Below are 8,828 nucleotides of genomic sequence, written 5' to 3' on the forward strand. Positions count from 1 at the left end.
CCCCCACCCCCACACCACCGCAAGACACCACGCGAGACCCAAGGGAACGAAGAGGTTCGTCATGTCCGACGCCTACACGCTCGTCGCGTTCGGCGCCGCGATCATCGCCCTGGTGCTACTGATCGCCCGCTTCAAGGTCCACCCCGTGGCCACCCTGTTCATCATCGTGACCACGCTCGGCCTGGTACTCGGGCTCGGCGGCGCCAGGACCGTCGAGCTCGTGACCGAGGGCTTCGGCAACACCATGGCCAGCGTCGGCCTGCTGGTCATCTTCGGCTGTGTGCTGGGCAAGATGCTGGAGCTGAGCGGCGCCGCGCTGCGCATCACCGAGGAGGCGCTGCGCGTCTTCCCCGGCCGCCGGGTGCCGTGGGCCGTGGCGCTGGCCTCCACCGTGGTGGGCATCCCGCTGATCGCCGACACCGTGGTGCTGATGCTGATACCCGTGGTGTCGGCGCTCGCCTTCCAGGCCCGGATGTCGATGATGCGGCTCGGCCCGATCCTCTACATCGGCGCCTACGTGATGACCTCGCTCGTCCCGCCCGGGCCCGGTCCGCTGGCGGCCAGCTCGCTGCTCGGCGTCGACCTGGGCCGCGCCACGCTGTTCGGCGTGCTGGTCGCGCTGCCGGGGATCCTGGTGGCCACCCTCTACCTGCTGACCATCAAGACGCACGTCGCGCCCAAGGAGGAGTTCGTCAAGCACCTCGCGCCGGCCGGCGCCGGCGGTTCCGACGAGCCGGCGGACGACGCCCCGGTGGCCGTCGGGGGCGGCGCGGACGCGGACCGGCCGCGCCCGCCGCTGTGGCTTTCGCTGGTCCCGATCTTCCTGCCGATCGTGCTGATCATGCTGAAGTCCTACCTGGTCGACCAGGTGGGCGCGGGTTCCGGGTTCGGCGCGGTGCTGGACTTCGTCGGCGAACCGCTGGTGGCGCTCTTCCTCGGCTGCCTGGCCGCCCTGCCGCTCTTCGGCCGCCGCTGGAACGACAAGGAGACCCTCAACGACCTGTTCGAGGCGGGGCTCCGGCTGGCCGCCCTGCCGCTGGCGCTCACCGGGGTCGGCGGCGCGCTGGCCCAGATCATCCGGGAGACCGAGGTGGCCGACAGCGTCGCCGAGATCATCCAGGACTGGGGCGTCGCGCCCATCGTGGTGCCGTTCCTGGTGGCCGCCGCCATCTGCACCATCACCGGCTCCAATATCCTCGGCGTCATGACGGCCGCCGCGATCATGGAGCCGCTGGCCGAGGGCCTGGGCATCTCGGCGTTGGCGATCTACCTGGCCTGCGGCACCGGAGCGCAGATCATGAAGCACGCCAACTCGTCGGGCTTCTGGGTGACCACCACGCTGTCCAACCTCACGGTGGGGCAGGGCATCAGGTCCATCGGCGTGGCCTCCGCGCTGTCCGGGGTCACCGGCTTCGCGGTCGTCTACACGCTCTACGAGCTGGGACTGATATAGCCGCCACGGCGGCCCGAGAACGGAGAGAGACCGGTGACGGACGAGGCACCGCTGATCCCGGACCAGCGACGGGAGTTGCTGATCAGGCTGCTGCGCGGACACTCCGTGCTGAGCGTCCACCAGCTCACCGAGCTGCTCGGGGTCTCGCACATGACGGTACGCCGCGACATCGCCGCGCTGGAGCGGCAGGGGCGGGCGTACTCGGTGCCCGGCGGCGTCCGGATCGCCGGGCAACTCCACGACGAGCCCAGCTTCGTCGACAAGTCGATGATGGACCAGCCGGCCAAGCTGGCCATCGCGCGCCGGGCCGGCAAACTGCTCCACGACAACACGACGGTGTACCTCGACGCGGGCACCACCTGCCAGGCGGTGGTGCCCGAACTGGCCAAACATCGCGGCATGACGGTGGTGACCAACGACTTCACCACCGCCAACACGCTGATGGGCGACCCGTCGGTCCAGGTCATCCACACCGGCGGGCACGTGGAGCACGCCAACCGCTCCGCGGTCGGCCGGCTGGCCGCGCTCGCGCTCGGCGAACTGGCCCTCGACCTGGCCTTCGTCTCCACCAGTTCCTGGGACCTGGCCCGCGGGGTCACCACGCCGTCGGCCGCCAAGGTCGAGGTCAAGCGGGCGGCCATGGCGGCGGCCAACCGTTCGGTGCTGCTCGCCGGCAGTGCCAAGTACGGCACGTTCGGCATGTACCGGGTGGCGGGGCTCGGCGAGTTCGAGGCCGTGGTCAGCGACGACGGCCTGTCCCCCGCCGCGCGCGAGGCGTTGCGGGAGGCCGGCGTCGAGCTGCTGCTCGGCACCCCGGAACCGTCTCAGACCTGACCGGAGATCGTCACAGGAATGCTCATATGAAGTGCCCAAGCGGACGGATAGGGCATCATCAGGCTGCATGGGAACAGTCGCCGGCCTCGACAGCTCGTCCACCCACACCCGCATCGTCGTCTGCGACCCGGAGACCGGGCGAATACTGCGACAGGGGCACGCCCCGCATCCGACCGACGAACCGACGCCCGGGGCCTGGCTGTTGTCCCTGGGTGAGGCCGCCGACGGCGGGCTGCTGGAGGACGTCACCGCGATCGGCGTCACGGCACAGCCGCTCGGCGTCGTCGCGCTGGACGGCGAGGGCCAGCCGGTCCGGCCCGCGCTGACCGGCGGGAACGAGGGCGCGCGCGCCGCCGCGCTCGGCCTGGTGGACGCGCTCGGCGGGCGCGCCGCGTGGGCCGAGGCGGTGGGCGCGGTGCCGGGCCCCGGCCACCCGGTGTCCCAGCTGCGCTGGCTCGGCCGCGCCGAACCGGAGGCGGCCCGCCGGGCCGTGGCGGTGCTCCAGGCACAGGACTGGCTGGTCTGGCAGCTGCTCGGCCGGCCGGGGCGTCGGACCACCGACCGGGGCACCGCCTCCGCCACCGGCTACTGGTCGGCGGTCTCCGAGTCCTGGCGGCACGAACTGGCCGAACTCGCCCTGGGCCACGAGGTCGAGCTGCCCGAGGTGCTCGGCCCGGCCGAACCGGCCGGGCGCACCCCCGAGGGGCTGCTGATCTCGGCCGGCACCGGCGAGACCATGGCCGCCGCGTTCGGACTCGGCGTCGGCCCCGGCGACGCCGTCATCTCGCTCGGCGCCTCGGGATCCGTCTGCGCCGTCCACGACGAGGCACTCACCGACCCCACCGGCACCATCACCTCCTACGCCGACGCCACCGGACGCCACCTGCCGGTGGTGCGCACCCTCAACGCCACCCGGGTGCTGCGCGGCACCGCCGACCTGCTGGGCGTCGACCTGCCCGGCCTCTCCGAGCTGGCGCTGCGCTCCACGCCCGGCGCGCACGGCCTGGTCCTCCTGCCCTATCTGGCCGGTGAGCGCACCCCCGAACTCCCGCACGCCTCCGGCACTCTGACCGGCCTGCGGCGGGAGAGCATGAAGCCGGAACACCTGGCGCGGGCGGCGTTCGAGGGCATGCTGTGCGGGCTCGTCGACGCCACCGCCGTGCTGCGCGGTCGCGGGGTGCGGATCGAGCGGGCCTTCCTGCTCGGCCCGGCGGCCGAGCTGCCCGCCGTCAGGGCGCTGGCCCCCGGCCTGTTCGACGCGACGGTGGTGATCCCCGAACCGGCCGACTACACCGCGCTCGGCGCGGCCCGGCAGGCCGCCTGGGCCCAGGGCGTCGCCGACGGCACGCTGACCGTCGAGGAGCCGCCCGACTGGCCGTCGGCACTCGGCGAGACGCTGGAGCCGGGTGACGAGGCGACCGTCGGCGCGACCGTGTTCCAGCAGTACACGGCCGTCCGCGACCAGATCCACCCGGAGGCGGCGACCGGCGGTCAGTCCAGGTAGCCGCGCAGCTGCTCGGCGTAGGCGTGGTCGCGGAGCTTGCTCAGCGTCTTGTGCTCGATCTGCCGGATCCGCTCCCGGGTGACGCCGAACAGCCGGCCGATCTCCTCCAACGTGCGGGGCCGGCCGTCGAGCAGGCCGTAGCGCAGTTCGACGACCCGCCGCTCGCGGTCGCCGAGGGTGGAGAGCACGGCCTCCAACTGCTCGCGCAGCAGCAGGAACGCGGCGGACTCGGCGGGCGACGGCACGTCCGCGTCCTCGATCAGGTCGCCCAGGTTCACGTCGTCCTCGTCGCCGACCGGCGCCTGGAGGGAGACCGGGTCCTGGGCGAGCCGCAGGATCTCGCTGACCCGGGCCGGGGTGAGGCCGAGCAGCACCGCGACCTCCGCCGGGCTCGGCTCGTGGCCGCGCTCCTGGAGGATCCGGCGCTGCGCGCGGATCACCCGGTTGATCAACTCGACGACGTGCACCGGCACCCGGATGGTGCGGGCCTGGTCGGCGATGGCCCGGGACATGGCCTGCCGGATCCACCACGTCGCGTAGGTGGAGAACTTGAATCCCCGCGCGTAGTCGAACTTCTCGACGGCGCGGATCAGGCCGAGGTTGCCCTCCTGGACCAGGTCGAGCATGGTGAGGCCGCGGCCGATGTAGCGCTTGGCGACGGAGACGACCAGCCGCAGGTTGGCCTCGATCAGGTGCCGCTTGGCCAGCCGGCCGCGCACGATGAGGTGGTCCAGGTCGAGCGCCAGCTGGTCGTCGAGATCGACGCCCGACTCCAGCCGCTCCTCGGCGAACAGTCCGGCCTCGATCCGGCGGGCCAGCTCCACCTCCTCGGCGGCGGTGAGCAGCGGAATCCGGCCTATCTCACGGAGGTACTGGCGGAAGAGGTCACCGGTGCCCGCCGACCCGCCACCGCCGCCGCCGGCGTTGTGCCGCGAGCGCTTCCGCGGCGGGGCACCGGGCAACTGGACGGCGGCCGGAGCCGCGCTGGTGAGCGTCTGGGTCTGCACGAGGCGACCTCCAGTGATCGCGGCACGGGGAGAACACGCGGGGCAACACGGGGGAGAGCGGAGGAGACGGAGCGAGCGTGAACAGACGGACGACGGAGCGGCACCGCACCCAGTGTGCGGTACGGCACACTCCGTCCACGAGGGTCGTGCGCGCACTTTCTCCCGCCGGCGGTTCCCCGGCCCGCGTCGGGCCCGTGGCCCCGCCGGCCGCTAGAGGGCGGCGGCGCCGCGTTCCTTGAGGGAGGTGCGGTACTGGACGAGGGTCCAGAGTTCCTGCCGGATGTCGGCGGCGGACTGGGCGTTGCCGGACTGCGCCTCGGCGCGCCTCGCGGACGACTCGAGGTCGGCGATGCGGCGGTTGACGGCGGCGAGGCGGACCTGGACGAGGTAGTCCGCGGCCAGCCGGTCCAGCTCCCGTTGGCGGCGCGACGTGGCGATGGCCTCGACGGCGAACTCGTTGATCATCACCCGAACCGTGTCGTCGGGTGCCGCCTCGCTCAGCCGGCCGAGATAGCCGTCGTCGGCCGCGACGACCCCGCCGGCCTCGGCGATGACGCGGCGGATCACCGCGTAGGGCGCGGCCGTGAACTCGTCCTCGCCGTAGGCGTCGAAGGCGGGGGCCACGAGCTCCGGGAACTGGATGGCGAACTTGAGCAGCTCGCGCTCCGGGAGGTAGCCGGGGCTGCGGAGGTTCAGCGGGGGGCCGCCCCGCTGGGCCGGCGGCACGGGGGTCGCCGCCGGCGCGGCCGTCGGCCGCTCGTCGGTGCCGGCGCGCTGCCGCTCGCGGCCCCAGCGGGCCAGCTGGCCGATGCGGCGGATCACGAACTGCTCGTCCGGGTTGCCCACGATCTGGGAGAGCCGGACGCCGTAGTCGTGCCGGATCGACGGGTCCTTGATCTGCGCGATCAGCGGCGCGGCGTGTTCCAGGGCGGCGGAACGGCCCTCCACCGTGTCCAGGTTGTGCCGCGCCGCGATGGACCGCATCGCGAACTCGAAGAGCGGGCTGCCGGACTCGATCAGCTCGCGGACGGCCTCGTCGCCCTTGGCGAGCCGCAGCTCGCACGGGTCCATGTTGTCCGGGGAGACGGCGATGGAGGTGCGGGCGGCGAACTTCTGGTCGTCCTCGAAGGCGCGGAGCGCGGCCTTCTGGCCGGCCGCGTCGCCGTCGAACGTGAAGACGACCTCGCCGGCGCTGTGCGCGCTGGAGTTGTCGAGCAGGACCCGGCGCAGGATCTTGACGTGCTCGCCGCCGAACGCGGTGCCGCAGGTGGCGATGGCGGTGGTGACGCCGGCCAGGTGGCAGGCCATCACGTCGGTGTAGCCCTCGACGACCACGGCCCGGTTGTCCTTGGCGATGTCCCGCTTGGCCAGGTCGATGCCGTAGAGCACCTGGGACTTGCGGTAGATCGGGGTCTCCGGCGTGTTCAGGTACTTGGGCCCGTTGTCGTCGTCGCGGAGCCGGCGGGCGCCGAAGCCGATCACCTCGCCGGTGATGTCCCTGATGGGCCAGATCAGCCGGCCGCGGAAGCGGTCGATCGGGCCGCGCCTGCCGTCCTGGGCGATGCCGGAGAGGAGCAGTTCCTTGTCGGTGAAGCCGCGGCCGCGCAGGAAGCGGACGGCGTGGTCCCAGCCGGCGGGGGCGTAGCCGACGCCGAAGTGTTGGGCGGCGGCCTGGTCGAAGCCGCGTTCGGCGAGGAAGCGGCGGCCGATCTCGGCCTCGGGCGAGGCCAGTTGTTCGACGTAGAACTGGGCGGCGACCTTGTGCGCCTCGACCAGCCTGGTGCGCTCGCCCTGCTGCCGGCCGAGGCCGTATCCGCCCTGCTCGTAGCGGAGGGTGATGCCGGCCTGGGCGGCGAGCCGCTCGACGGCCTCGGCGAACGACAGGTGCTCCAGCTTCATCACGAAGCTGAGCGTGTCGCCGCCCTCCTGGCAGCCGAAGCAGTGGAACAGGCCCTTGCTCGGGCTGACCTGGAACGAGGGGGACTTCTCGTCGTGGAAGGGGCAGAGGCCCTTCAGGTTGCCGCCGCCGGCGGGGCGCAGCTGGAGGTACTCGGAGACCACGGCGTCGATCGGGACCGCGTCCCTGACCGCCTTCACGTCCTCGTCGTTGATCCTGCCCGCCACGACAGAAGTCTACGACCGGCCGCCGACAGTCGGCGGCGCGGTCCGGCGGTGGTCAGGGGCGCGGGATGTTGCGGAGGTTGGAGCGGGCAAGCTGGGTCATCCGGCCGACGCCGCCGGCCAGCACCATGCGGCTGGCGGAGAGGGCGAAGCCGGTGACCATCTCGGCCTTGATCTTGGGCGGGATGGAGAGCGCGTTGGGGTCGGTGACGACGTCCACCAGGGCCGGGCCGCGGTGCCGGAACGCCTCGCGGAGCGCGCCGCGCAGTTCCTTGGGCTTCTCGACCCGGATGCCGTGCGCGCCGGCCGCCCTGGCGATGGCGGCGAAGTCGGGGTTGCGGTTGGTGGTGCCGTAGGCGGGCAGTCCCGACACCATCATCTCCAGCTCGACCATGCCGAGCGAGGAGTTGTCGAAGAGGACCACCTTCACGGGCAGGTCGTACTGGACGAGGGTCAGGAAGTCGCCCATCAGCATGGTGAAGCCGCCGTCGCCCGACATGGAGACGACCTGGCGGCGGCGGTCGGTGAACTGGGCGCCGATGGCCTGGGGGAGGGCGTTGGCCATCGAGCCGTGGCTGAAGGAGCCGATGACCCGGCGGCGGCCGTTGGGGGTGAGGTAGCGGGCGGCCCACACGTTGCACATGCCGGTGTCGACGGTGAACACGGCGTCGTCCGCGGCCTCCTCGTCGAGGACGGCGGCCACGTACTCGGGATGGATCGGCACGTGCTTGTCGACCCGCCGGGTGTAGGCGTGCACCACGCCGTCCAGGGCTTCGGCGTGCTTGCGCAGCATCCGGTCGAGGAAGCGGCGGTCCTTCTTCTCCTTCACCCGGGGGGTGAGGCAGTCCAGGGTCTCCTTGACGTCGCCCCAGACGGCGAGGTCGAGCTTGGAGCGGCGGCCGAGGTGTTCGGGGCGGACGTCGACCTGGACGATCCGCACGTCGTCCGGCAGGAAGGCGTTGTAGGGGAAGTCGGTGCCGAGCAGGATCAGCAGGTCGCACTCGTGGGTGGCGTCGTAGGCGGCGCCGTAGCCGAGCAGCCCGCTCATCCCCACGTCGAACGGGTTGTCGTACTGGATGAACTCCTTGCCGCGGAGCGCGTGGCCGATGGGGGACTTGACGCGCTCGGCGAAGCGCATCACCTCGGTGTGGGCGCCGGCGGTGCCGCTGCCGCAGAACAGGGTGACCCGGCGGGCCCCGTCGACCATCCTGGCCAGCGCGTCGATCTGGTCGTCGGAGGGGCGGACGGCCGGGCGGCTGGTGACCAGGGCGTGTTCCTCGGCACGTTCCGCCACCTGTTCCGCGGCGATGTCGCCGGGGAGGGCGACGACGCTGACGCCGCCGCGGCCGACGGCGTGCTGGATGGCGGTCTGCAGGACGCGCGGCATCTGGCGGCGGTTGGAGATCAGCTCGCAGTAGTGGCTGCACTCGCGGAACAGCTGGTCGGGGTGGGTCTCCTGGAAGTAGCCGGTGCCGATCTCGGAGCTGGGGATGTGGGAGGCGAGGGCGAGCACCGGGGCCATCGAGCGGTGGGCGTCGTAGAGGCCGTTGATGAGGTGCAGGTTGCCGGGGCCGCAGGAGCCGGCGCAGGCGGCGAGTCGGCCGGTGACCTGGGCCTCGGCGCCGGCCGCGAAGGCGGCGACCTCCTCGTGTCTGACCTGGATCCACTCGATCGAGGAGGTGCGGCGGACGGCGTCCACCACGGGGTTGAGGCTGTCGCCGACGACGCCGTAGAGCCGGCGCACGCCGGACCGCACCAGGATGTCGACGTACTGCTCCGCCACGGTCTGTTTGGCCACACGGGAAATCTATCCGTGATGTACCGGTATCGCCCGGTGGGTTACTCGATGTGGAGCACCCGCCGCCCGAGGGTTGGCGGGCCGCCGAGACGCTGCCGTTCTCCTCGGCCC

At 72.3% G+C, this 8,828-nt stretch carries 6 protein-coding genes; 3 read left to right on the forward strand and 3 right to left on the reverse strand.

What is annotated here, in order from left to right:
• Positions 1–61: 61 nt before the first annotated feature.
• From E1283_RS25730 to E1283_RS25740, 3 genes are all read left to right on the forward strand, one after another.
• On the forward strand, positions 62–1,453 hold the full coding sequence (locus E1283_RS25730) for a GntP family permease (RefSeq protein ID WP_132820537.1): 1,392 nt from the start codon (positions 62–64) through the stop codon (positions 1,451–1,453).
• Between the two features lie 33 nt (positions 1,454–1,486).
• Positions 1,487–2,287 (forward strand): DeoR/GlpR family DNA-binding transcription regulator, encoded by an 801-nt coding sequence (locus E1283_RS25735; RefSeq protein ID WP_132820538.1) that lies wholly within the window; start codon positions 1,487–1,489, stop codon positions 2,285–2,287.
• Between the two features lie 67 nt (positions 2,288–2,354).
• The gene (locus E1283_RS25740) at positions 2,355–3,791 is read left to right on the forward strand and encodes a xylulokinase (RefSeq protein ID WP_132820539.1); all 1,437 of its coding nucleotides are present in this window, start codon (positions 2,355–2,357) and stop codon (positions 3,789–3,791) included.
• Here the strand turns inward: E1283_RS25740 and E1283_RS25745 are convergent.
• From E1283_RS25745 to E1283_RS25755, 3 genes are all read right to left on the reverse strand, one after another.
• Positions 3,779–4,816, reverse strand: a complete 1,038-nt coding sequence (locus tag E1283_RS25745; protein WP_425086227.1) for an RNA polymerase sigma factor — start codon at positions 4,814–4,816, stop codon at positions 3,779–3,781. The two genes, E1283_RS25740 and E1283_RS25745, sit on opposite strands and share 13 nt — an antisense overlap.
• A 192-nt stretch (positions 4,817–5,008) precedes the next feature.
• A complete protein-coding gene (gene dnaG / locus E1283_RS25750) occupies positions 5,009–6,922 on the reverse strand; it encodes a DNA primase (protein ID WP_132820540.1) in 1,914 nt (637 codons plus the stop codon).
• Positions 6,923–6,974: 52 nt separating this feature from the next.
• Positions 6,975–8,717: a pyruvate dehydrogenase gene (locus tag E1283_RS25755; protein ID WP_132820541.1), complete on the reverse strand. Its 1,743-nt coding sequence runs from the start codon at positions 8,715–8,717 to the stop codon at positions 6,975–6,977.
• Positions 8,718–8,828 lie beyond the last annotated feature (111 nt).

The organism is Streptomyces hainanensis (assembly GCF_004348415.1).
Classification (GTDB): Bacteria; Actinomycetota; Actinomycetes; order Streptomycetales; family Streptomycetaceae; genus Streptomyces; species Streptomyces hainanensis.